Source organism: Haloferax sp. YSSS75, from assembly GCF_046764215.1.
GTDB lineage: Archaea > Halobacteriota > Halobacteria > Halobacteriales > Haloferacaceae > Haloferax.
Genome location: NZ_CP177206.1, coordinates 891,192 through 914,187, shown reverse-complemented (window position 1 = coordinate 914,187; position 22,996 = coordinate 891,192). Strand labels below are relative to the sequence as shown.

Annotated in this window: 24 protein-coding genes; 14 read left to right on the top strand and 10 right to left on the bottom strand. The window is 63.7% G+C overall.

Going from position 1 to position 22,996, the window contains the following annotated elements:
* Positions 1-20 precede the first annotated feature (20 nt).
* The gene (locus ACK3R5_RS04785) at positions 21-1,922 is read right to left on the bottom strand and encodes a DHH family phosphoesterase (protein WP_411968225.1); all 1,902 of its coding nucleotides are present in this window, start codon (positions 1,920-1,922) and stop codon (positions 21-23) included.
* A gap of 195 nt (positions 1,923-2,117) precedes the next feature.
* On the opposite strand from ACK3R5_RS04785, the gene ACK3R5_RS04780 reads away from it, so the two are divergent.
* The 3 genes from ACK3R5_RS04780 (at position 2,118) to ACK3R5_RS04770 (ending at position 3,604) form a co-directional block, all read left to right on the top strand.
* Positions 2,118-2,573 (top strand): hypothetical protein, encoded by a 456-nt coding sequence (locus ACK3R5_RS04780; protein WP_411968224.1) that lies wholly within the window; start codon positions 2,118-2,120, stop codon positions 2,571-2,573.
* 120 nt (positions 2,574-2,693) lie between these two features.
* On the top strand, positions 2,694-3,179 hold the full coding sequence (locus ACK3R5_RS04775) for a Mov34/MPN/PAD-1 family protein (protein ID WP_411962922.1): 486 nt from the start codon (positions 2,694-2,696) through the stop codon (positions 3,177-3,179).
* Positions 3,176-3,604: an adenylyltransferase/cytidyltransferase family protein gene (locus ACK3R5_RS04770; protein ID WP_411962921.1), complete on the top strand. Its 429-nt coding sequence runs from the start codon at positions 3,176-3,178 to the stop codon at positions 3,602-3,604. The genes ACK3R5_RS04775 and ACK3R5_RS04770 overlap by 4 nt, the downstream gene beginning before the upstream one ends.
* Positions 3,605-3,706: 102 nt before the next feature.
* On the opposite strand, the gene coxB is transcribed toward ACK3R5_RS04770, so the two are convergent.
* The gene (gene coxB, locus ACK3R5_RS04765) at positions 3,707-4,417 is read right to left on the bottom strand and encodes a cytochrome c oxidase subunit II (protein ID WP_411962920.1); all 711 of its coding nucleotides are present in this window, start codon (positions 4,415-4,417) and stop codon (positions 3,707-3,709) included.
* 163 nt (positions 4,418-4,580) lie between these two features.
* Between coxB and cyoE the strand changes: the two genes are divergently transcribed.
* From cyoE to ACK3R5_RS04745, 4 genes are read left to right on the top strand one after another with little or no spacing between them, the layout of a single operon-like run.
* A complete protein-coding gene (gene cyoE, locus ACK3R5_RS04760) occupies positions 4,581-5,987 on the top strand; it encodes a heme o synthase (RefSeq protein WP_411968223.1) in 1,407 nt (468 codons plus the stop codon).
* 1 nt (position 5,988) lies between these two features.
* Positions 5,989-6,645, top strand: a complete 657-nt coding sequence (locus tag ACK3R5_RS04755) for a hypothetical protein (RefSeq protein ID WP_411968222.1) — start codon at positions 5,989-5,991, stop codon at positions 6,643-6,645.
* Between the two features lie 50 nt (positions 6,646-6,695).
* Positions 6,696-6,932: a SelT/SelW/SelH family protein gene (locus ACK3R5_RS04750; RefSeq protein ID WP_411962917.1), complete on the top strand. Its 237-nt coding sequence runs from the start codon at positions 6,696-6,698 to the stop codon at positions 6,930-6,932.
* On the top strand, positions 6,929-7,333 hold the full coding sequence (locus ACK3R5_RS04745) for a metal-dependent hydrolase (protein ID WP_411968221.1): 405 nt from the start codon (positions 6,929-6,931) through the stop codon (positions 7,331-7,333). Before ACK3R5_RS04750 ends, ACK3R5_RS04745 begins: the two co-directional genes overlap by 4 nt.
* Positions 7,334-7,366: 33 nt before the next feature.
* On the opposite strand, the gene ACK3R5_RS04740 is transcribed toward ACK3R5_RS04745, so the two are convergent.
* Positions 7,367-8,389, bottom strand: a complete 1,023-nt coding sequence (locus tag ACK3R5_RS04740) for an aldo/keto reductase (RefSeq protein ID WP_411968220.1) — start codon at positions 8,387-8,389, stop codon at positions 7,367-7,369.
* 132 nt (positions 8,390-8,521) lie between these two features.
* Here ACK3R5_RS04740 and ACK3R5_RS04735 point away from each other — a divergent pair, with 132 nt between their 5' ends.
* The gene (locus tag ACK3R5_RS04735) at positions 8,522-9,517 is read left to right on the top strand and encodes a Gfo/Idh/MocA family protein (protein ID WP_411962914.1); all 996 of its coding nucleotides are present in this window, start codon (positions 8,522-8,524) and stop codon (positions 9,515-9,517) included.
* Between the two features lie 25 nt (positions 9,518-9,542).
* On the opposite strand, the gene ACK3R5_RS04730 is transcribed toward ACK3R5_RS04735, so the two are convergent.
* Positions 9,543-10,910: a PQQ-dependent sugar dehydrogenase gene (locus ACK3R5_RS04730; protein WP_411968219.1), complete on the bottom strand. Its 1,368-nt coding sequence runs from the start codon at positions 10,908-10,910 to the stop codon at positions 9,543-9,545.
* Between the two features lie 111 nt (positions 10,911-11,021).
* Here ACK3R5_RS04730 and ACK3R5_RS04725 point away from each other — a divergent pair, with 111 nt between their 5' ends.
* The 3 genes from ACK3R5_RS04725 to ACK3R5_RS04715 all read left to right on the top strand — a co-directional run bounded on the left by ACK3R5_RS04725 (position 11,022) and on the right by ACK3R5_RS04715 (position 13,101).
* Positions 11,022-11,963: an ABC transporter ATP-binding protein gene (locus ACK3R5_RS04725; RefSeq protein ID WP_411968218.1), complete on the top strand. Its 942-nt coding sequence runs from the start codon at positions 11,022-11,024 to the stop codon at positions 11,961-11,963.
* On the top strand, positions 11,960-12,715 hold the full coding sequence (locus ACK3R5_RS04720; protein WP_411962911.1) for an ABC transporter permease: 756 nt from the start codon (positions 11,960-11,962) through the stop codon (positions 12,713-12,715). The genes ACK3R5_RS04725 and ACK3R5_RS04720 overlap by 4 nt, the downstream gene beginning before the upstream one ends.
* A 101-nt stretch (positions 12,716-12,816) precedes the next feature.
* Positions 12,817-13,101: a hypothetical protein gene (locus tag ACK3R5_RS04715; protein ID WP_411962910.1), complete on the top strand. Its 285-nt coding sequence runs from the start codon at positions 12,817-12,819 to the stop codon at positions 13,099-13,101.
* 136 nt (positions 13,102-13,237) lie between these two features.
* On the opposite strand, the gene ACK3R5_RS04710 is transcribed toward ACK3R5_RS04715, so the two are convergent.
* From ACK3R5_RS04710 to ACK3R5_RS04700, 3 genes are all read right to left on the bottom strand, one after another.
* Positions 13,238-14,035 (bottom strand): ZIP family metal transporter, encoded by a 798-nt coding sequence (locus ACK3R5_RS04710; protein WP_411968217.1) that lies wholly within the window; start codon positions 14,033-14,035, stop codon positions 13,238-13,240.
* Positions 14,036-14,268: 233 nt separating this feature from the next.
* Complete coding sequence (locus ACK3R5_RS04705; protein ID WP_411962908.1) at positions 14,269-15,021, bottom strand: mechanosensitive ion channel family protein; 753 nt, start codon at positions 15,019-15,021, stop codon at positions 14,269-14,271.
* A gap of 213 nt (positions 15,022-15,234) precedes the next feature.
* On the bottom strand, positions 15,235-15,501 hold the full coding sequence (locus ACK3R5_RS04700; protein ID WP_411968216.1) for a hypothetical protein: 267 nt from the start codon (positions 15,499-15,501) through the stop codon (positions 15,235-15,237).
* A gap of 207 nt (positions 15,502-15,708) precedes the next feature.
* Here ACK3R5_RS04700 and ACK3R5_RS04695 point away from each other — a divergent pair, with 207 nt between their 5' ends.
* Both ACK3R5_RS04695 and ACK3R5_RS04690 read left to right on the top strand, forming a co-directional pair.
* Positions 15,709-17,802: an acetate--CoA ligase family protein gene (locus ACK3R5_RS04695; protein ID WP_411968215.1), complete on the top strand. Its 2,094-nt coding sequence runs from the start codon at positions 15,709-15,711 to the stop codon at positions 17,800-17,802.
* 26 nt (positions 17,803-17,828) lie between these two features.
* A complete protein-coding gene (locus tag ACK3R5_RS04690) occupies positions 17,829-18,926 on the top strand; it encodes a phosphotransacetylase family protein (protein ID WP_411962905.1) in 1,098 nt (365 codons plus the stop codon).
* A gap of 82 nt (positions 18,927-19,008) precedes the next feature.
* On the opposite strand, the gene ACK3R5_RS04685 is transcribed toward ACK3R5_RS04690, so the two are convergent.
* Genes ACK3R5_RS04685 through ACK3R5_RS04675 form a run of 3 tightly spaced genes read right to left on the bottom strand, consistent with a single transcriptional unit; the run spans position 19,009 to position 21,469 of the window.
* A complete protein-coding gene (locus ACK3R5_RS04685; RefSeq protein ID WP_411962904.1) occupies positions 19,009-19,194 on the bottom strand; it encodes a hypothetical protein in 186 nt (61 codons plus the stop codon).
* A gap of 24 nt (positions 19,195-19,218) precedes the next feature.
* Positions 19,219-20,325, bottom strand: coding sequence for a M24 family metallopeptidase (locus ACK3R5_RS04680; protein ID WP_411968213.1), 1,107 nt, complete (start codon positions 20,323-20,325; stop codon positions 19,219-19,221).
* A 55-nt stretch (positions 20,326-20,380) separates the two neighbouring features.
* Positions 20,381-21,469, bottom strand: a complete 1,089-nt coding sequence (locus ACK3R5_RS04675; protein ID WP_411962902.1) for a CNNM domain-containing protein — start codon at positions 21,467-21,469, stop codon at positions 20,381-20,383.
* Positions 21,470-21,598: 129 nt separating this feature from the next.
* Between ACK3R5_RS04675 and ACK3R5_RS04670 the strand changes: the two genes are divergently transcribed.
* Positions 21,599-22,927, top strand: a complete 1,329-nt coding sequence (locus ACK3R5_RS04670; RefSeq protein ID WP_411968212.1) for a S8 family peptidase — start codon at positions 21,599-21,601, stop codon at positions 22,925-22,927.
* Positions 22,928-22,996 lie beyond the last annotated feature (69 nt).

Below are 22,996 nucleotides of genomic sequence, written 5' to 3'. Positions count from 1 at the left end.
AATTCGGGTCGAACGCCGGCTTACGCCGTCGTCGAGAGTTCTTCGTCGATATCCGCTTCGGCCATCTTCTCGACGAGCGTCTCGATGACTTCCTCGCGCATGCCGCTGACGAACTTGATAGACCCGACGACGAGGTGGCCGCCACCGGAGACGCCGCCGCCGACGACTTCCTCGTTCAGTTCGGCGACCATCCGCGGGATGTCGAGGCGGACGCCGTCGGACCGAAGGACGGCGAAGTCGGGACCGTAGCCGATGGTGATGACCGGTTCGCCCGTCTCCTGGACCTTCAGGTCGTGGAGTTTCCCCGTCGTCTTGCCCGGTGCCGGGTAGGTAAAGCGGTGAGCCCACTTGTCGAGGTCGATGCGGTAGAGGTTCGCACCACTGTCGAGGCGTTCGTGTTCGAGGTGGGGTTCGGCCGCGTCGAGTTGGCGTTCCACGTCGCGTTCGGCGCGAGACGAGAGGAACTCGACGAGTTCGCGGTGGCGGTTCTCGTCGTCACACCCGACGTTGAGCACGTCGTTGACGATGGACGCGCCGTCGTTGTAGCGAAGCCAGTGGGCGGCGTAGTCGAGCGCTTCACCCACGTCGAGGAGTTGCTCGCGGTCGTAGCCCTCCGCTTCGGCCAGCGCGATGTAGTCGTCCATGACCTCGGCCTTCGAGCGGTCCGAGAGGCCGGCGACGGCCGGGACGTGGCGCAAGTCGTCGGTCACGTCGGGGTGAATCATCCGCGCGAGTTCGACACACATCATCCCCGTCGTGATGCGGTAGTCCTCGTCGTGGAGGTACGGGTTGACGTGGGCGTCGAGAAGCGGGTTGACCGCCTCGGGGTCGGGGTGGTGGTGGTCGACGACGGCGATTGGCACGTCGTAGTGAGCGAGGTTCTCGTAGGCGGGGACGTCCTCTTCGGTCGACCCGTTGTCGAGCATGAGGAGGAAGGGGAGTCGCTGGCCGTGGCGGGCGCGACCCTCCAGTGCGAAGTTCAGGTCGCGCGTCACGTCCTCCATCTCGTAGAACGGTGCCTTACTCGGCAGGCGCTTGAACAGGTGCCGCGGGGCGTCCGGGTCGTCGTGGACCTCGGTGATGAACCGTTCGAGCGCCAGTTGGACGGGGACTGCGGCACACATGCCGTCACCGTCTGCGTGGTGACGGACGCGAATGGGGCGGCCTTCGAGGACCGTCTTGCGCAGGAGTCGAGCCACGTCTTCGAGGTCCGAACGGAGTTTCTCGAACGCGGGCCACTCGACGAGTGGGTCGACGTCTTCGGGTTCGGCGAGTTCGTCGACGGCGGCGTCGATGCGCTCGCGCGCCGCCTCGGCTTTCTCGCCTTCGAGGACCGACAGGCCATCGACTTCGAGTTGCCGCGTTCCCTCGTGGTCTTCGACGGTTCCGTTCATGCGGATGACGTCGTCGAGTTCGACGTGGGGGAACGCACGGACGCCCGCCTCTTCGAACGCGGCGGCGGCGATGATGCCCGAGTCGTCGGCGATGCGGAAGACGGTCGGACCGCCGGTCTGCTTGATTTGGGAGACGATGCCCTCGATAGTCGCACTCTCACCGACCGAGAGGTCGGCGATGGGCGTGATGGTCGGTTCGTGGTCGACCGTCAGCGTGCGGTAGTTGTCCGGCGTGTCTTCGACGAACGCGATGTCGCCGTTCTCTCGAACCTCGTCCAGTCGGACGACCAGACGGTCACCAACCTCGTAATCCGCAGAGAGGTTCGACTCGTGGATGAGGCCGGAGACGGAATCAGAGATATCGACGAAGATGCCATACTCCACGACGCCGTTGACGACGGCGTGGTAGTGCGCGTCCGGTTCAGTGTCTTCGACGGTACAGTTCGGTGCTAAATCGTAGACGATAGGTCGTGAGTCCGAATTCGGACCCGAGTCGGCGCCGGAATCCCCGGCGTGCTCGTCACTCATAGTCTCGCTAGGTCAGGGGTTGGTGTTAAGCTTTACAAAAGCGTCTCGTGAGCGCCACCACGACTCGACTGGGTGTGACGACGACGACGGAGGGTTCTGATTCGCCCCGGACTGCTCCTGTCGGGTGAAATACCAAGGGACCCCGGACCGAAGGATTCCGTGGAGGGCGCTCGCCGCCCCGAACAGCCGATACGTATGAATCGACGAGAGTTCCTCGCTGGAACCTGTCTCGCGGTATCCGGATTCGCGAGTGGGTGCCTCGGGAGTCGGCCGTCGTGTACGGACGGAGAGTGGCCACCGACTCCCGACGTCGAAGAACCGTCGGTTTCGCCGGGCGACTCGACGGTGTTCGAGATAACGGTGACCGGAGTCACCGCGTTCAGATTCGACACGCGACTGTACACGTGCGGGGGCACCGACGCGCCAGTTCGGTTCGGCGACGTCGAGAAGCGACCTCCGATAGACGCGCAGGCGGACTCCTGTCCACCGATTTGGCTCTGGGACGACTGCACGGCCGTCACGCTTCGCGTCCCGGTCCACGTCGCGTCCGACGCCGACCCAGGCGTGTACGACTACGGATTCACCGTCGCCGAAGATATCGGCGAGCGGAGCGAACAGGACTTCGAAGCCTCCGTCACAGTATCCGAGTGACGACCCGACTGCGTTCACGGGTCGGACGGCGCCGGTGATTCGACAGCACCGTCTGGGGTCGCCGTCGAATTCGACCTGCCATCCGGAACCCTTAGATGGAGCGCCCGCGGACGAATCGGTATGCGACTCTTCCGGTCGCGGGAGGTAATCGGCATCGCCGCCGATACCCTCGATTTCGCGCTCGAATCCGCCACGGAGACGCATCCCAACGAGTATATGGGTCTCCTCAGAGGCGAAGACGCCGCACGATTCGGACTCGACCGTGACGGACTCCTCGTGACGGACGTCCTCGTCATCCCGGGGACCGTCTCTGACCCCTACAGTGCGACTGTCAGGAACGACCTCGTCCCGAACGACTTCCGGGCCGTCGGGTCGATTCACTCCCACCCGAACGGCGTCCTTCGACCGAGCGACGCCGACCTGGACACCTTCGGCAGTGGGACCGCACACATCATCATGGGGCATCCGTACGGCCCGAACGACTGGGAGGTGTTCGACCAGTCCGGCGAGCCACGTGACCTGCCGGTCTACAACGTCGACCTTCCGGACCCCGAATCGTTCTTCGACTTCACGCAGGAAGATATCGACGAGGAGCTAAACCGATGAGACGGGTCATCGCACAGGGCACCTTCGACATCCTCCACCCCGGGCACGTCCACTACCTCTCGGACGCGAAAGCGATGGGTGACGAACTACACGTCATCATCGCCCGCAAGAAGAACGTGACGCACAAACCCAAACCGATACTGGACGACCGACAGCGACGCGACATGGTCGCCGCCCTCGACGTCGTCGACGAAGCACACCTCGGCCACCCCGACGACATCTTCGTCCCCATTGAAGAGATAGACCCGAGCATCATCGTCCTCGGCTACGACCAGCACCACGACGAAACGGCAATCAAATCCGCTCTCGCAGAGCGCGGTATCGACTGTGAAGTCGCTCGCGCGACGCCGCGTGACCCCGCGTTCGACGGCGAGATTCTCTCGACGGGGCGCATCATCGACCGTATCGTCGAGCGTCGCTGCTGACGGTCGAACGCCAGCGCGACCGGTCGTCCCGAGGCACTCGATTGATTCGCGAGCGACGGCGACGTCACTCGCCGAGGAGAGATGGTGGAAAAAGAGAGACGCCTATTCGCTCGACTGCTGTTCGTCGAGCCAGTCTTGGTACTCTTCGTCGGAGACGACTTCGACGGTGAAGTACATCTGCGAGTGGGCGACACCGCAGTACTCAGTACAGTAGCCCTGGTAGGTTCCTTCCTCCGTCGCGACGGTCTTGATAGTGTACGTCTGGCCGGGCATCGCGTCCTGTTTGAGCGCGAGTTCCGGGACGTGGAAGCCGTGTATCACGTCCGTCGATGTCACCTGAATGTAGACGGGCCTGTCTTTCGGGATGACGATTTCGGTACCCGACGTGAAGTTACCTTCCTCGGGGTAGTACATGTTCCAGCCCCACTGGTAGGCCTCTGCCGTGACGACGACGGGGTCCTCGCTCGCGTCGATGTCGTTGCCCTGGTAGGTGACGTCCTCGTTGGCCAGCACGCCGTAGGAAGCCACACCGACGAACAGCAGGATGATGGCGGTGGCGATGGTCCACGTGATTTCGAGTCGGCGGTTCTCCTTTGTCGGCAGTGCGCGCTCGCTGTTACGGAACTTGATGACCGTGTAGATGAGGATGACCTCGACAAGCACGGTGATCGGGATAGCGATGTAGAGTAGCTTCCCGTTCAACTGGTTGATGAGTTCCGCAGTGGTGGACGCCTGCGCTGCAGCAGGGGTGGCGACGAGCGCCATCACGACTGCCGCGAGCAGGGACGCGAGCGCGAAACGCGTCTTTCTCATGCTGTCCGGCACTTAGGAACAACTGCATAAATGCGTACCGACTCTCACGCCGTCTCTTTTGTAACCCACCCCGGTATATCGAGGGGGCATACAAGTGGTGTGCGCCCCGAAAAAGCGGGGCTCCTAAATACAGGACGGCCATATGACCCTGTAGGTGAATTTAGTGGCCACGACTCGCACTTCGAACACCTTCCATGGCCTTCTCGCGGCGACGGCGATGGGAGTCTACGTCTTACTTCTCGTCGGTGCGACGACGGCGCTCACAGATGCGACTGCCGCGTGTGCCGCGTGGCCTGCGTGCGGAGACGGCTTTTCGCTCCCGGCGACGATGGACGGATGGGTCGCGTTCGGCCATCGCATCGCCGCCGTTCTCGTCGGTCTCTTGGCTCTCGTGACGCTCGTCGCGGCGTGGCGTTCCGACGCGTCACGTCGCGTCAAAGCGACCGTAACCGCATCGGCCGCACTCTATCCAGCACAGGCCGGCGTCGGCGCAGTCGTCGCGACTGTCGGCGCGAGTGAACTGCTCTCGACGCTCCACCTTCTGGTCGGGATGGCCATCTTCGGTGGCCTCCTCGTCGCCCTCGCGTGGACGCTCGAAGAAGTGACCGGCGACCCTACCGACAGACCCGTCGAGACGCCGTCGATGGCACCGCCGGCAGACACGGGCGAACGCCCGCCGATACCCACAGACCCCATCGAGCGAGCGAAAGCGACGATGTGGGCGTACTTCCAGTTGATGAAGCCACGACTGATGTGGCTCCTCTGTCTCGTCGCGTCGGCGGCGATGACGCTCGCCGGCACCGTCTCGCCCGGCCTCACGCCGCAGGTCATCGCGGCGACGCTCGGCGGTGGTGTCCTCTCTATCGGCGCGTCGGGGACGTTCAATCACGTCCTCGAACGCGACATCGACCGCCGGATGCAACGGACGAGTGACCGCCCACTCGCGGTGGACCTCGTCCCCGTCCGCAACGCAATCGCGTTCGGCCTGCTGTTGGCCCTCGCCTCCGTCGCGCTCTTCGCGTCCGTCAACTGGTTGGCAGCGGTCCTCGGAGTCGTCGCCATCGCGTTCTACAGCGTCGTCTACACGCTCATCCTGAAGCCGAACACCGTCCAGAACACGGTCATCGGCGGCGCGGCAGGCGCGCTCCCGGCGCTCATCGGCTGGGTCGCAGTGACGGGCGACATCGGCCTCGGCGGCGTCATCCTCGCCGTCGTCATCTTCCTGTGGACGCCCGCGCACTTCTACAACCTCGCGCTCGCGTACAAGGACGACTACGCCCGCGGCGGGTTCCCGATGATGCCCGTCGTCCGCGGTGAGACCGAGACACGAAAACACATCCTCTGGTGGTTGGCCGCGACGCTCGTCGCCGCCGCTGGCCTCGCGGTGATGGACGCACTGGGCGTCGTCTACCTCCTGACGAGCGTCGTCTTCGGGGGCGCGTTCCTCTACTTCGTGGTGCGTCTGCACTACGAACGCGACGACACGGCGGCCTTCCGCGCGTTCCACGCCTCGAACGCCTACCTCGGGATGTTGCTCCTCGCTATCGTCGTCGACACCCTCGCCATCTGATATGGCCACCGCAACCGCACTCCCCCGCCCGTCGCGTTCGAGTCTCCTGCGCGCAGCGTTCGCCGTGAACACGACGCTGATTCTGGCGTTCGGCTATCTGCTCTTCACCGACGCGACTGTCGGTGCCCCGCGATACGCACTCTACGGCGTCACGTGGGTCGTCGTCGGCCTCTGGGTCATGTTCGACACGCGTGTCGCGGCCGCGTCCGCACAGACCAAACGACGCGCCGCCGCGATTGCAGTCGGCTACTTCGCACTCTTGGCCGTCGCCGGCGGACTCGTGACGTCGCCCGTTCCGGGCGGAACCGAGGGTCTGCGTGTCGCGTTCCTCCCGCCGGGGTGGGGGCCGGCACTCGTCTACGGCGGCGACCTGTTCAACCTCATCCTGATGCCGGCGCGCGTCGTCGGGTACGCCGCGCTCGCGTTCCTCGTCTACGACACCGTCGTCGAAGCGGCGGGCGCGGCAGTCTCGGGCATCGTCGGCCTCTTTTCGTGTGTCTCGTGTTCGTGGCCGATTCTCACGTCGCTCGCGACGAGCGTCTTCGGAAGCGGGACGGCGCTGGCGCTGACGGTGTCGACGTTCTCGTACGACCTCTCGACGCTCGTCTTCCTCGTCACCGTCGTCTTGCTCCGGTGGCGACCCGGATTCGGGTCGTAGTCGCGCTCGCCGCCCCCGTCGTTTTTACTCGCGCGTCGGGTAGTACGCGTATGACGACTGTCGAAATCGAATACTGTGTCCCGTGTGGCTTCCTCGAACGCGCCGAGGAGATACAACACGAGTTGCTCCAGCAGTTCGGCCAGAAGGTAGCGAGCGTCGCGCTCGTGACGGGTGACCACGGCGTCCTCACGGTCAGCGTCGACGGCGAACGCGTCTGGGACAAATCCGAAGACGAGTACGACCCCGACGAAATCGTTCGGCGGGTCCGCCCGCACGTCGGGTCGTGAAGTCGCTGGAACACGCCGTCGTGGGGGCAGTCGTCGGCGTCGTCGCCGGCGTGTCGCTTCGACCCCCCGGCAGTCTCTCGGTTCTCGTCGTCGGTGCCGCCTTCCTCAGCGTCTTCATCGACTTGGACCACTTCGTCCTCGCGCGGGCAGAACGCGGCGACTGGGCCAACCTCAGACTCGCCGTGACGAACCCACGCGTCGGGTTACTCGAACAGGAGAAGGTGTTCGAAGAGTTCGGGTCCGAGTTCAACCTCAAGCGTCTGTTCACACACCACCTCGTCGGCGGTGTCGCCGTCGCCGGACTGGCGCTCGTGGGTTCGGTCCCACTCGCCGCGTTCGTCGGCGTCGTCCTCTACGTGCACGTGGTCTGTGACTTCCTCAGGGACCTCGGAATCGCGTGACGAAACAGAGAGAGGGTCAGCGACGCCAGTCGCTCAGTGGCCCCACCGCCGCCCTTCCTCGTCGTAGCGGGCGTTCATAATACGCTCCCACTGGTCGGTAGCGAGTTCGACGTCCGCCGCGCCGACGTTCTCACGGAGTTGCTCTTCGGTGCGCGCGCCGACGATGGGGACGACAGTCGCCTCCGGATAGTCCATGAGCCATCGGAGGGCGACCTGTGCGGGACTGGCGTCGACTTCGTCGGCGACGGCGCGAACCTCGTCGAGGACGTGCCAGCCACGTTCCGAGAGGTAGAACTGCTCGAATCGGTCGTCGAACGACCCGCGAGAGCCATCGGGTGCGACGTACGCCGAGGGGTCGTCCGGGTCGGCGCGTTCGTACTTCCCGGTGAGGAACCCGCCGGCGAGCGGTGAGTACGGACAGATTGCAATCTCCTGGTCACCACACACGTCGAGGTAGTCTTTGACGTCCTCGTAGTAGCCTGCGTGGAACAGCGGTTGGGTCACGTCGAAGCGGGCGTAGTCGTCGACGTCGGACTTCCAGAGCGCCTTCGTGAGTTGCCACGACGCCATCGTCGAGGCACCGAGATAGTTGACCTTGCCCTCCTCGACGAGGGCGTTGAGCGTCTGGAGAGTCTCTTCGATGGGCGTCTCGTCGTCCCAGCGGTGGATGTAGTAGAGGTCGAGATAGTCCGTGCCGAGACGGTCGAGCGTCCCCTCGATTTGGTTGCGGATGTGCGTCCGCGAGAGGCCACGTCCGTTCGGGTTGTCTTCGTCGAACGGGAAGTACACCTTCGAGGCGACGACGTAGTCCTCTCGGTCACGTTCTGCAAGCCAGTTGCCGATGTACTCTTCGGAGGTGCCGTTCGGGTCGCCGTAGACGTTCGCGGTGTCGATGAAGTTGCCACCGAGTTCTTCGAACGCGTCGAGGAGTTCGTGGGCGTCCTCCTCGTCGGTCTCTAAGACGCCGCCGGTTCGGCGGCCGAATCGCCACGTGCCGAAACACAGTTCGGAGACGCGCGTCCCGGTCGAACCGAGTCGCCGATAGTCGAGGCTCATACTCGATGACACGATGGCCGGCGACTAAAGGGTGTGAGTTGCGGCGAGGTGTTCGAAGACGACGGGGCAGTGGGCCACCCCCGGACGTGACTCGCCCGCACGCTTTTGCCGCCCGCACGCGACATGTAATTCATGTTTCGAGTCGCAGGCATCGGCCTCGGAAGTCTCGGTGTGATGGAGTGTCGTCTCTTCGACGAGATGGACGGGGTGAGTATCATCGCCGGCGTCGACCCGGACGAGGACGCACGCGACAAGTTCGCAGACGAGTTCGGCGTCCCCGTCTACGAGACTGTCGACGAACTGTTGGACGGCGAGTTCCTCGACGCGGTGACCATCGCATCGCCGCACACGATGCACTTCGACCAGGCGCTGGCGGCACTGGAAGCGGGACTCCACGTCCACCTCGAAAAACCGATGGTGACAGACCTCGGGGGCGCACAGGCACTCATCGACCGAGCGGCCGACGAGAACCTCACGCTCGCCGTCGGCTATCAGCGCCACTTCGACCCGCGATTTCACGAACTCCGGCGCATCGTCGACTCCGGACGCATCGGCGACCCACACATGGTCGTCTGCCACCTCGAACAGGAGTGGATCAAGTGGACGAAAGACGAGTGGCGCGGCGACCCGGCACTCTCCGGCGGCGGCCAACTGTACGATTCGGGGTCGCACCTGCTCGACGCCATGCTGTGGGTGACGCGTTCGAAACCCGTCACCGTCGCGGCGGCCGTCGACCACCGAGGCCACGACGTGGACGTGAACTCTGCGCTAGCCGTCGTCCTCGACAGGGACGGCGAGCGACTCACGGCCAGCGTCGCCGTCTCTGGGGACGGTCCGAGCATCCCCGCACCGGGCGAGTCTCTTCGCATCGTCGGCACCGACGGCATGGTCGTCTTCGACGGCGAAAGCATCGAAGTGACCGAAGGCGACGTGACGTACCGCGCGACACCACCGAAACCGGAGTTCGAGCGATTGACCGAGAAGAAACTCCGAAACTTCGTCGACGCCGCCCGCGACGAGGCTGACCTCGCAATCCCAGCAATAGACGCCCTCCGTGTCACCGCGCTCACCGAAGCGGCCTACGAATCGGCGACGACCGGACGCCGCGTCAACGTCGGTGGCGAGTGAGTCGGTCGTTTCGGCGGTTCCAATATCAGACGCTCCGAATTCGGTTCAACGTGCCAGACGAACCACTGACGCCCCTGTTTTTGCTCGTACAGACGTAGAGTTCGCCCGTCGGGCCGCGCCCGAACGAGAGCACGTTCGTCCCCCCGTCGTCGCGGCCGGAAATCGGTATTTCGGCGATATCCCACGGTTTCGACGCCTGTGGCCGTGCGGCGAACAGACGCCCACGTGACTGCCAGTCGGCGAAGACGTAGGCACCCGACAGGGCAGAAATCTCGTCGCCGCGGTAGACGTACCCGCCGATGACCGCGATACCCGACGGTCCGCTTCCGGTGTGCGGATATTCGAGAACCGGGTCGACGAGTGGGGTTCCATCCGGCGTCTCGGTCGGACAGTTGTCCGCGCGGAAGCAGTGCGCGCCTTCGCGGACGTTCCACCCGTAGTTGCCGCCACGTTCGACGAGGTTCACCTCTTCCCACCGGGCCTGCCCCACGTCCGCGGCGTATAGGTCCTCGCCGTCGAACGAGAGTCGCCACGGGTTCCGGAAGCCCCACGCGTACTGTTCGTCGAACCCCTCCCGCCCGACGAGTGGGTTGTCGTCCGGAATCCCGTACGGCCTGTCCTCGCCCTCGGCGTCCACGTCGATTCGGAGGATACTCCCGAGGAGGTTCGACGTCACGTCCTGTCCGTTGCCGCCGGCGACGCCGTCGTACCAGTCGTCTGCGTGGCCAGTGCCCTGGTCGTTGCCTGCACCGCCGTCACCGACAGCGACGTAGAGGAAGCCATCAGGGCCGAACGCGAGTGCGCCGGCGTTGTGATTCGACTGTGGTTGCGGGATTTCGAGGAGCGTCCGCTCGGAGTCGGCCGAGACAGTCATCGCCTCGGGGTCGACAGTCAGTTCGCTCAGGACGAACGTGTGACTGTAGTTCGACGGCGTCCCTGACCGACGCGGAGTGCTGTACCGAAGATACAGACGGCCGTTGTCCACGAACTCCGGGTGGAAGGCGACGCCGAGAAAGCCGCGTTCGTCGTATCCGTTCAGGTCGACGACCCGGTCTGTGATGTCGAGATACGGGTCCGAATGGAGTTCCATCTCGCTGTGAAGCCACATTCGGCCGGGTTGGTCCACCACGAATCGGCGGTCACCGTCGAACCCTTCCGGGATGGCGACGTCGACGGGAGAGGCGAAACCGCCCGCAAGTGTCTCGAACCGGAGTTCGACGTCTGCGAGGTTACCCCCTGCGTCGGCCGTCGTCGTCCCGTCCGTCGTCTCTCCAGTCGACGGAGTCGTCGTCTCGTCTCCACCGCCACCACCCGGTGCACCGATACAACCAGCGAGGCCACCGAGGACGGCGGCGCCTGTCGTCGCGAGGAAGGCGCGTCGGGAACCGTTCATGTCAACCGAGAGGGCCTCGTGGGGAGTAAGGCTTCCTCCGGGAGCGCTCGGACCCCGGACGCAACGTCGATTCCGAATCCCTTACCACCCGACGGGTCCGTCGGGTATCACATGAACGAGGTACTCGTCGCTGACGGCCTCACGAAGTCCTACGGCGACGTGGAGGCGCTCTCGGGCGTCTCCCTGTCGGTCGCCGAGGGCGAGGTCTTCGGCCTCATCGGCCCGAACGGCGCGGGGAAGACGACGCTGATTCGCGCACTGACGGGGACGACGACCCCCGACAGCGGAACTGCGTCCGTCCTCGGGGGCGACCCGACGGACGTGGACCGACAGCGACTCGCCCTCTTGCCACAGGACTTCCGACCAGCAGGGCGACTGTCCGCGCGCGAACTCGTCGCCTACTACGCGGGCCTCTACGACGACGCACGTGACCCGGACGACGTCCTCGCAGACGTCGGCCTCGCGGACGCGGCGGACACGTGGTACGAGAACCTCTCGGGTGGCCAACAGCGGCGTGCCTGCATCGCGCTGACGCTCGTCAACGACCCGGACGTCCTCTTTCTGGACGAACCCACGACGGGTATCGACCCCGCGGGGCGTCGGTCGCTGTGGACGCTCGTCGACGAACTCGCAGACCTTGGGACGACGGTCTTTCTGACGAGTCACTCGATGGAGGAAGTCGAACGACTCGCGGACCGCGTCGGCCTACTCAACGAGGGACAACTCGTCACGGTGGGGCGTCCGGACCAACTCGTCGCCGAACACGGCGGCGAGAGTCGACTGGTCGTCAAAACCGCGAGCGATATCGACTTCGACTCGGTTTCGCTCCCCGCGTCACTCTCCGGAGAGATGACCGCCGACGGTATCACCGTCTACGGCGTCGGTCCGCGACAGATTGGCCCGGCGGTTGCCGCCCTCGACGACGCGGGTATCGTCTACGAATCACTCGTCTGGAAGCAACCGGGCCTCGAAGAGGTGTACCTCTCGCTGACGGGCGAACAGTTCGAAGGCGCGCGTCCCGCCGCCGCCGCGGCGATTGGAGGTGACCGATGAGTCGTCTCGAACGCGTTCGGTCCGAGTTCGTCGCCTCGTGGCACTCGTTCCTCCGCCGGCGGACGGCCGTCTTCTTCACGTTCTTCTTCCCGGCCATCATCGTCGTCATCTTCGGGGCGCTCGTTCAGACTCAACCGACCGGTGGCGGCCTCTTCGCCGAACCGAAGGAGTACTACATCGCCGGCTACCTCGCCGTCGTCGTCCTCTTTACACCGCTGTCGCGCGTCGGCAGTACCATCGCCCGGCACCGCGACGGCAACCGATTCGAGAAGTTGGCGACGACGCCGCTGTCTCGAAGCGAGTGGTTGTTGGCCCACTCGCTCGTCAACGTCGTCGTCATCGGCCTCGCGGCGCTGTTGCTCCTCGGCCTCTCGGTTGTCGTCACCGGGGCGTCGATTCCGCTGTCGCCGGCGACGCTCGCACTCGTTCCGTTCATCGCACTCGGTGTGACGCTGTTCTGTGGCCTCGGAGCCATCATCGGCAGTCTCGCCGGGTCGCAAGACGGCGTCATCGCCGCGAGCAACGCCATCGCGTTGCCACTGCTGTTCCTCTCGGAGACGTTCGTGACACCCGAGTTGCTGCCGGCGTGGTTCCAACCGGCGTTGAACCTCTCGCCGCTGACGTTCTTCGCCCGTGGCGTCCGCGCACTCACCTACTCTGGCGGTGCGTGGGCGCTCGACCTGTTGATTCTGGCCGCCCTCGCTGGTGCGTTCTTCGTCGTCGGAACGCTCGCAATCCCGCAGACTGACTGAGGCGAGTCGCCACCGCTGGACACGACTGGCCACCGGGCGAGATGGCGTCTCCGACGCCCGTAAACTCAAGCCTTAACCCGCGTCCGGTCTCACGTGTTTGCATGGTCGAAACTGAGACGTACACCATCGAAGGACCGGCCGGTGACTCCGAAGCACTCGAACTTCCTGCGGGCCTCGTCGACATCTTCGCGGAGCAGGGCGAAGAACCGACGGACGTCGTCGCCGACATCGTCGTCCAGGCGTTCGCACAGCAGGCACACGTCGTCGCACACCACAGCGAGGGTGGCGCGCCGTCCGACATCGCCGAAATCAACGAGAAGATGGAGGAACTCTTCGAAGAGCGCTTCGGCCTCCCGCTCTCTGAGGCACTCGGTCACTCGCACTAAGCGGGGTTCGACACGACTCGACTACTGTTATTTTGCCGTGGGTTCACGTCGCCGTGGAGAGCGACGCCTATCGGTATCGAACGAGAGTTGACACAGCGATAGTGGGCACACGCCGCCCGAAAACCAGTCCGACGCGTCAGATGAACGCCAACGGAACCATGATGGCGAACCCGGCGACGAGTCCCGCGAGGAGTTCCACTTTCCCGCCACGGGGGAGGCGTTCACCGAGTTCCAGCGCTTCGGGGATGAACTCCGTGAGGACGAGGAACACCATCGCGCCGGCGGCGAATCCGAACCCGAACGGGAGGAACTCGCGGGCGACACGCACGAAGTAGAACGCGATGACCGCACCGATTGGCTGTGGGAGGCTAGAGAAGATTGCCCACCAGACGAGTTTCCAGTTGGGGACGTCCATCGACCGAAGCGGAATGGAGATAGCGAGTCCCTCCGGGATGTTGTGAATCGAGATGGCGATGGTCATGAACACCGCGAGCAAGGGGACGGTAAAGCCGAGCATCTCCACACCGCCTTCTAACCCTAGGTCGGCGAAAGAGACGCCGACGGCGACGCCCTCGGGGAAACTGTGGACGGTGAGGATACCGAGAATCATCAGGAGTTTCTTGAAGTCGGCCCGCTCGTACTTCTTCGGAGTGACCTCTGCCCCCTCGATGACGTAGTGAGCGACGAGGACGAGGACGACGCCGGCGAGCATACCGATGCCCAACTGGAGTGGCGTCCCGTTGGCGAGGCCCTCGAAGACGAGGCCAAACAGCGATGCGGAGACCATGATTCCCGATGCGATACCCCAGAGCGCCACGTTCCAGCGGTCGCTCACGTCCGAGACGAAGAAGAACGGCAACGCACCGATACCGGTGGCGATTGCCGTGATGAGCCCTGCGATAAAGACGAACACGAGGGCGGCCAGTTGGTCCATACCACGTGTAGCTGTTCGAGCCCGATAAGTATTATCATATAATAGATATTTTTCGGCAAGCCTAAACCCATAGAGTGGAGAATTCTGCCATTTCAGGTTTCGCCGAGCCAAAAACTCTCCACCGAATATACCGTATGCAATCTGGTATGTGAGGTAGGAAAGTCCGGTGTGCGAGGCTCGTTCAGTCAGTCAGACCGTGCCTCTCAGACGGCGAAAGAAGATGGTCGATTCGTTCAGTCGTCGGCGGGGGATGCGCCCTCGGACGTGTCGCTGTCGCTGCCCATCGGGGAGACGGGCGACGCCGCGACGGACCGGGCGGAACCCATCCAGCGTTCAACGTTGGCGGCGACGTAGTCACGCGCACCGAAGGCGACTGCGCCACCGACACCGATGGCGAGGGCGGCGGCGATACCCCACGCGAACGCCTGTGCGATGGTAAAGAGTATCGCCACGTCGATACCCATCGTGCTCAGACCGATGACGACGGCGGTGAAGTAGAGGAACATCCGCGTCCCGACGGCGAAGATGTTCGTGTACGGCGTCTCCGTGGCAGCACGAGTCCCCTTGATGGCGTCACCGATGAAGTCGGCGACGACGAACCCGAGGACGATGACGAGCAGTCCGGCCACGAACGCCGGTGCGTACGAGACGGCCGTCGACACCCACTCGGAGAAGAGCTCTACCGCGAGGACGTCTGCTGCTGCGACGACGGTGACTGCGTAGACGAACCACCTCGTGAGCGTCCCGAACGCACCAGATACCGCCGCTTCTGTTCCCCCGAGGATGTCTCCAATCGGTGTCGTGAGTACTGCTCTGTCGAGTTCGACTCGGTCTGCAAGCCCGGCGACGACTCGGCCGGCGAACCGCCCAACGAGCCACCCGATGAGCAGGACGAGAAGCGCACCGACGAGATTCGGAAGGAACGCGATTACTTCGTTCGTCAACTGTGCGAGTGAGTCTGTCAACGTCACCTGTAACTGATACATTGCGAAGTTAACTTCTCGCTATAGGAAGTTAGTTAAGATGTTCCGAAGCCAGTATAAAATACTCTAATAAACGGTACCCTCTGATTTCTTCGACAGTCGGGGGATTCGGACAGAGTCGACGATTCACCGTCTCGCTCGCGACGGTTCCGGTGATACTCTTCACCGTCAGACGTTCTATCGACCCGACACCGTCTGTGTGATTTAATGTAATCCTCACTCGGTTGACGTCTCCCCGCTGTACTCGTTCGTCACAGACTGGTCGTCTGCGAGACGTTCGAGATGTGTCGCGATTTGCTCCATCGCGACGACGAGTCGTGCGGCGTACCACAGGACGACGACGGTGACGACGACGAGTACCCACAGGAGTATCTGTTGGGCGACGAGCAGGGCGTACGCGAGACTGACGACCAGAACCACGACGACAGCGATTCGAGCGTTCCTCGTCTGGTGGAGGGGCGTGTCATCGGAGGCAGACGACATGAACCGTGATATTCGGGGTAAATCTATAGGTGTTTGGGGAATAATAGAACCTCGCTCGTCAGCGTGCGAAATAGATAATTACTCTCCCGAATGGGAGAAACGAAATCTGAATGTCCTGATTAATCGCACTACTGTAGCATGCCACCAAAGGCCGTGAGACGCCCCACACCCCCGAATTTATCAGTCGTCTCTGGGTATCAGAAGGTGATGGGAGAGTTATCCGAGTTGTTCGCGCCGAACCGTATCGCAGTGGTTGGCGCGACCGAGCGCGAAGGGGCCATTGGCCGGGCCATCATGGACAACCTCATTGCCGACTTCGACGGTGAGGTCGTCCCGGTCAACCCCAAGTACGACGAACTGTTCGGCCTGCAGTGTTACGGCGACGTCGGTGAGACGAACGCTGACCTCGCAGTCATCGTCGTCCCACCGAAGGTGGTACTTCCCGCGATGAAGTCCGCCGGCAAGGCAGGTATCAAGAACGCGGTGGTCATCACGGCCGGGTTCGGTGAGACCGGCAGTGAGGGTGCCGCTCGTGAACAAGAACTCCGCGAAATCGCTGCCGAGTACGACATGAACGTCGTCGGCCCCAACAGTCTGGGCATCATGAACACCGACGTCGGGATGAACGCGACGTTCGGCCCCGACATGGCGCTCGACGGGAACATGTCCTTTATGAGCCAGTCGGGCGCGTTCATCACGGCCGTCATCGACTGGGCCAACGACGAAGACATCGGCTTCAAGGACATCGCCTCTCTGGGCAACAAGGCGGTCCTCGACGAGGCCGACTTCATCGAGGTGTGGAACGACGACCCTGACACCGAAGTCATCATCGGCTACCTCGAAGGCATCAGCGCGGGCCGCGAGTTCATCGACTCCGCCCGCGAGGTGACGAGAGACACGCCAATCGTCCTCGTGAAGTCCGGCAAGACCGACGCCGGCGCACAGGCCGCCTCCTCCCACACCGGGACGATTGCCGGGTCGGACGCCGCCTACGAGGCGGGTCTCGAACAGGCGGGCGTCCTTCGCGCCGACTCGGTCCAGCACCTCTTCGACACCGCCCGCGTCCTGGGCGACCAACCACTCCCCGAAAACAAAGACGTCGCCGTCATCACGAACGCCGGTGGCCCCGGCGTGATGACCACCGACGCCATCGGTGAATCCGACCTCGAAATGGCGGACTTCACCGACCCGACGCTGGAGAAGTTCTCCGAGACACTCCCACCGGAAGGGAACATCTACAACCCCGTCGACATCGTCGGCGACGCCGACAACGCGCGCTTCAAGGACGCCCTCGACGTGGCCCTCGCCGACCCGAACGTCGGGAGCGCCATCGTCCTCACGGCCCCGACGGCCGTCCTCGACTACAACCAACTCGCACGGGACACCGTCGAACTCCAGCAGAAACACGACAAGCCAATCGCCGCCTGTTTCATGGGTGGCGAACGCGTCAACGCCGCGTCCGACCTGATGAAAGACGCCGGCATCCCGAACTACTTCGACCCATCGCGCGCCGTCGACGGCCTCGAAGCACTCGCGAAGTACGCCGACATCCGCCAGCGTGAGTACGACGCGCCGACAGAGTTCGACGTGGACCGCGAGCGTGCCCGTGAGATTCTCGAGACGGTCAAAGACCGCGACGAGACGCGCCTCGGTGTCGAAGCGATGGAACTGCTCGACGCCTACGGCATCGAGACGCCGAAAGGCGACATCGTCGACGACCCGGCCGACGCGCTCGAAGTGGCCGAGGAGATAGACGGCAACGTCGTCATGAAAATCGTCAGTCCGGACATCCTCCACAAGTCCGACATCGGCGGCGTCAAAGTCGGCGTCGAGAACGAAGACGTCTACGACGCCTACGAGGACCTCATCACTCGCGCGAAGAACTACCAACCCGACGCCAACATCCTCGGCGTGCAGGTCCAAGAGATGGTCAACCTCGACGACGGCGTCGAGACCATCGTCGGCATGAACCGCGACCCGCAGTTCGGACCGCTCATGATGTTCGGTCTCGGTGGTATCTTCGTCGAGATTCTCGAAGATACGACGTTCCGCGTCGCGCCCGTCGCACAGTCCGAAGCAGAGGAGATGACCAAAGAAATCGACGCCGCACCGATGCTTCGCGGCGCTCGCGGGAACGACCCAGTCGACACGAACGGTATCGCAGAGACCATTCAGCGTCTCTCGCAACTCGTGACTGACTTCCCGGCCATCCTCGAACTCGACATCAACCCGCTGGTCGCACTGCCCGACGGCGTCAAAGCCGTCGACGTTCGCCTGACCGTCGACCCGGACGAACTTTAAACACTTCACCAACCAAACATCCAACAATGAATACGGTACTCGTCACCTCGACCGGAGAAAGCACCGGGAAGACCGCCATCACGCTCGCACTGGGCCTGCTGGCCAAAGAACGTGGACTCGACGTCGGCTACATGAAGCCGAAAGGGACGCGCCTGCAGTCGAGCACCGGCAAGACGCTCGACGAGGACCCGATGCTCGCCCGGGAACTCCTCGACATCGACGCCGAGATGCACCAACTCGAACCTGTCGTCTACTCGCCGACGTTCATTCAGGGTGCCATCCGCGGCAAGGAAAACGGAGAAGAACTCTCCGAAGTCATCGCCCACCACTTCGACGACATCTCCGCCGACAAGGACCTGATGTTCGTCGAAGGCGGCGGGTCCTACCGCACCGGCGGCATCGTGAACCTCACGGACGCCGACATCGCGAACCTCCTCGACGCGGAAGTCATCCTCGTCGCCGACTACCAGCACCCGAGTGACCTCGACGATGTGGTCGCCGCCGTCGAAGACATCGGCAGCGAACGCCTCGCTGGCATCGTCTTCAACCGCGTGAGCGACGCCTCCTACGACGAACTGGAGACCGAAATCGCACCGTTCCTCGAAGCACGCGGCGTGCCCGTCCTCGGCGTCATCCCGAACGAGAAGGACCTCGCCGGCGTCACCGTCCAGGAACTGGCCGACGAACTCGGCGCAGAACTCGCAACCGACGCACCAACCGACGCGTTCGTCGAACGGTTCCTCGTCGGGGCGATGGGCGGCGACGCCGCGCTTCGGTACTTCCGTCGGACGAAGAACGCCGCCGTCATCACGGGTGGTGACCGCGCGAACATCCAGCGCGCGGCACTGGAAGCCCCTGGCGTCAAGTGTATCATCCTCACCGGTGGTCACCGACCCGTCGGTGCCGTCATCGGGAAGGCCGAACAGAAGGGCGTCCCTGTCCTGATGGTCAACGGCGACACCCTCTCTGTGACCGACCGTGCCGAAGACATCGTCAGCACGGGTCGTACCCGCGACGAACGGACGGTCGAACGCATGCGTGACCTGCTGTACGAACACGCCGACGTCGACGCCATCATCGGCAACATCGCACCCGCAACCGACGACGCCGAAGACGACGACTAACGCGGACTGTCGCGCGGGCGACGCTCACTTCTTTCGACGACGCTCCGTTCTTTCGACGACGCTTCGATTCGGTCTCTGGCCCTCACTCACGACTCTGCGCGCGTTTGGTGCGCCGGTACTCGTTGATGGCCGTCGGCACGACGACACCGACGACGATGATTGTCGCGTAGGAGACGAGGAAATCACCGGTCAGTCGTTCGACGGCGTAGGCCGCCGGGAACGAGACGAGGACGAAAGCGAGGATGGTGAGGTTCTCGCGGGAGACCATACGCCCAACTCGAACGTCAGGTAGTTAACAGTTCCACCCGCGGTCGGTGTCGTTGAGGAGTTCTGCACCCGTCTCTGTGACCACGACGAGGTCCTCGACTCGAACACCGAACCTGTCGGGGAGATAGACCCCGGGTTCGATGCTGAAGACGTTTCCAACCGCCAGTTCTCGGTCGCTCCCGGCGACGATGTACGGTTCTTCGTGCACGTCGAGGCCGACGCCGTGGCCGGTTCGGTGGATGAACCGGTCGCCGTACCCCGCGTCTTCGATGACTTCGCGTGCCGCGCGGTCCACCGCTCCAGCGGTGACGCCCGGTTCGACCGTCTCGAATGCGGCGGTTCGGGCGGCCTGAACGACGTCGTGGACCTCCTCGAAGTCGGCGGGCGGGTCGCCCCCGAAGACGAGCGTCCGCGTCTGGTCGCTCGGATAGTGGTCCACGTAGGTTCCGAAGTCGAGGACGACAGGGTCGCCAGATTCGATGATTCGGTCGCCGTAGGTGTGATGCGGCATCGCCCCGTTCGGTCCGGACCCGACGATGGGGCCGAAGGCGACGCCCGCACCGCCCTCGTCGGCGAGGAGGCGTTCGATTTCGGCGGCGAGTTCCGTCTCCGTCATCCCGAGACACCGGTCGCCCATCTCGCGGAGGCGTTCGACGACTCGGTCTGCGACGGCACCGGCACGACGGAGTGCGTCGAGTTCGGCGTCGTCTTTTTGCGCCCGAAGTGGGGCCAGAACCTCGCTCGCCAGTCCGAAGTCGGCGTTCGGGAGGACGGAACTGAGGTCCTGTGTGAACTGCGCCCACATCGTGTCGTCGACGAGGAGACGCCCGCCATCGAGCGAGAGGTCCGAGGTGATGGTTCGAACCGCCGCGACTGGGTCTTCGTCGTCACTCCACGTCTCCACGTCCGCGACCCACGATTCGGCGCGGACCTGTGTCTCGTAGAGGTCGGGGACGAGGAACACCGGGACGCCCTCGCGGGGGACGAACAAGAAGAGATGGCGCTCGGCGGGTTCCTCGTCGAACCCGGCGAGGTAGAGGAGGTTCCGACTCGGGAACAGGACGACTGCGTCCGCACCCGCGTCGGCCAATCGTTCCTGACAGGCACGGGTTCGTCGTTCGAATGGGGTCATGGCAGTCGGTACGTGGGCGGGGAAAAAAGCGTGGGCGGTCTGTTCGTCCGCGTGCTTACGCGCCGAGGTCCAGTGGGTCGTACAACTGCCCCGTTATCGCCTCGAAGGCGTCGGAGGCGGTGACGAGACCGATTATCTCGTTGGTTTCCGCGTCGCGAACCATCGCCAGTTCCTGATTCTCCGCCTGAAACCGGTCGATGAGTTCGCTGACAGAGAGGTCAGACTGTACCGACAGTGGTGGGACGGCGACGTCTTCGAGGGTGCGGTCACCCGCCTCCAGACGGTCGAGAGTCGCGAGGACCGTCGGGGCGTAGACGACGCCTCGAACGTCGTCCATCGAGTCGCCGACGAGTGGGAACCGCGAGTGTTGCGGATTCGTCCGAATCAGTTCGAGGTTCTCGTCGGTAGTCTTCGTCGTCTCGAGTGCGACGACGTCCGACTTCGGCACCATCACGTCCCGAACCGGCAACTCGCCGATTCGAAGCGCGTTGAGGACCTCTTGACGGCGCTCTTCGGGGAGCGACCCGCGAGCGAGGATGTCGCCCATCTGACTGCGAACCTCACCGCGACTGAGACGACCATCGCCGTCGTCCGACTCCTCGTCGTCGACTTCTGCTTCCTGCCACGAACGCGTCATCTGGACGCCACCGAGCGCCAACAGTCGCTTCGCAAGCCAGTCTGCGACGACGATGACGGGGTACATCAGCTTGGTCCATCCGTACAACAGGGGCGCGGTGTACTTGGCGACGAGTCGTGACCGCTCGACGCCGAGATACGTCGGCACCTGCTCACCGAGGACGACGTGTGCGAGGTTGATGACGGCCAGTGAGAGGAGGACCGAAAGCGACGTGTGTGCCCCCGCCTGTCCGCCGAGAAGCGCGTTGAAGACAGCGGCGACGGCAGGTTCCGCCACGACGCCGAGGCCGACACTGGAGATGGTAATCCCGACTTGACACCCCGAGAGGAAGACTTCCAGTCGTTCCGTCATCTTCCACGCGAGTTCGAGTCCACGCGACCCTTCGAACGCCGACTGGTCGAACTGTGGAACACGCGTCATCGCGAACTCGGAGACGACGAAAAATCCGTTGGCGAGCAGCAACACGACACCACCGACGAGTCTAATCGCAGTCTCGACACCAACCATACGTCGCCCCGTTCGAACTCGATGCCCCTGAGGGTGTCGGCCCGCTGTCGAGTCGTCCCCGAGAGCGAGTTAAATTCGGATTTAAAATGTGCCATAACAACTATGTTCAGTGGTTTCACAATTCGTGGTATGCGTCACCAACACAGACGTACGTTCCTGAAGACGAGTGGTGCCCTCCTGGGTGGGATATTCGCGGGTTCGACTGTCGTCGCCGCCGAACGGACCGACCGGTTCGTCGTCGAGGCAGACGACGTCGCGACTCTCGAACGTGCCGGACTCGACGTGGTATACGACCTGACGGCGACCGGTACCGCCGTCGTCGAAGGAAGCGAGTCGGACGTCTCGTCGGTCACGTCGTCGTATGCGCCGGATATCGAAGTCTCCCTCCAGGACCCGGATATCAACGAGTCTGCGCCCGAAGAGACGCGCGACGAACCGGGATACTCCATTCAGTGGGACAAACAGAGCCTCGACGTTCCCGAGGTTCACACCGTCACGCGCGGCGAGGGAACCCGAGTGGCCGTCATCGACTCGGGCGTCGCAGCGACTCACCCTGACCTCGAACACGCGGTCAACGTCGAACTCTCTCGTAACTTCACCGGAGATGGCTACGGTGCGGGCGTCCCCGCCGGCGGTGACCACGGGACGCACGTCGCCGGCATCGTCGCCGCAAACGACGCCAACGACGAAGGCGTCGTCGGGTCCGCACCCGGAACCGAAATCGTCGACTGCCGCGTCTTCTCGACTGGTCCGACGGCGTCGTTCGCGGACATCCTCGCTGCCGTCGTCTACAGCGCGAACGTCGGCAGCGACGCCGCGAATCTGAGTCTCGGCGCGTATCCGATTCCCCGACAGAGTCTCCGAGAGTTCTACGGGAAGCGACTGAACAGCATCATGACGTACGCGAACAGTCAGGGGACGGTGCTCACGATTTCGGCCGGCAACGACGCCGCTGACCTCCAACACGACAAGAACTTCATCAGTCTCCCGAACGAGGGTGCACAGGCGTTCAGCGTCGCCGCGACGGGGCCGAAGGGGTACGCCTTCGACGCAGGTGACGGAGCACAGGGCCCGGAGAGTCCTGCATTCTACACGAACTACGGGACCAACGCCATCGACATCGCCGCACCTGGCGGTGACGCCCTGCTCGCTGCTATCGAGGAGTATCCGGAGTCGTGGTTCTACGACCTGGTGTACAACACCGTCTCGACGCCGCAGTTCAACAAACGGGGAGACTACATCAAAGCAGACCACGCCTACGGGTGGAAAGCGGGAACGTCGATGGCGGCCCCACAGGTCGCCGCCGCCGTCGCTCTCGTGCGGTCCGTCGACCCGAATCTCTCTGCCGACGACGTGAAGTCGCGGTTGAAACGCGCCGCGTCCGTTCCCGATGGCTACGACAAAGCCTACTACGGGTCCGGGTACCTCGACATCCTCGGCGCAGTGACGAACGAGTGACGGAGGGTAGTCGGTCGTAGCGCTGGCAACCGAACAGCCGTCTCGTGGTTCTGTCTTTTCCTATCCGTT